At 65.8% G+C, this 768-nt stretch carries 1 protein-coding gene; it reads left to right on the forward strand.

Translation table 11 applies throughout. From position 1 onward, the window contains the following. Positions 1-645 precede the first annotated feature (645 nt). The coding region (locus F6Q13_RS18435; protein WP_293059622.1) for a DUF3375 family protein at positions 646-768 on the forward strand (123 nt) is incomplete at its 3' end.

Raw genomic sequence — 768 nt, forward strand, 5'->3', positions numbered from 1 at the left:
TAGCCCCGAGCGCTGCCTCGATATCGTCCCATCGCCGCTCGTCATCGAGTCCGCGGCGGATCAATTCTGCGACGAAGGCGCTGCGTCGCCTGTGTCCGGCCCGTCGGTCGAGTTCGGCAACGAGTTCGTCGTCGACGGTAATGTGCAGTCGCATGTGCTGAATATAGCCCACTAGGGGTCAGTACCACGTCGTGCGGGTCCGGCGCTGCCCGCACCGGGTCGGGCTTCATTCTGCGGTGAGGGCGACGAAATCGCCGCGGGCAGGCTCGCCGTGGGCGCAGTCTGGATGCCCTGGGTGCAGACTCGGGCGTCCGGCGCCTGGAAATGGCGGCGATTCGGCTGGGCCCTTGATCAAAATCCCCGCCATAGGGCTTCCAGATCCTCGTCTCGTGGACCGTCCCACCATTCACGCTCAGCCGTCACTTCGACGCCGGGATTTCGAGCGGCACTGGTCGAAAAGAGCGGGCTCGTTCCTATCGGAGTCGAGCCGCGTTGGCCCGGGATGGGTGTGTGGCCAGGAGGCCACCGGGTGCCGTCGGCATCCGGGCATGCGCGGCCATGAGCAAAGCCGCACGCCGTCGGCGGTATCCGGTGGCAGCGATTCGGTGCGCCGATCTGTCGGTGTCCTTGCTTAGTCTCTTGCTTGTGGAGTACCCGGCGATCCAGGCGTTGCGGGAACGGCACCCGGCTTGGCGACTGCTGCGTGCGGCTAACGCCACCCTGATCCTGTCTTTCCTGGGGGAGTTCTTTGTCGAAGTCAACCGGGGC

It is taken from the genome of Mycobacterium sp., from assembly GCF_008709575.1.
In the GTDB taxonomy this organism is placed as follows: Bacteria; Actinomycetota; Actinomycetes; order Mycobacteriales; family Mycobacteriaceae; genus Mycobacterium.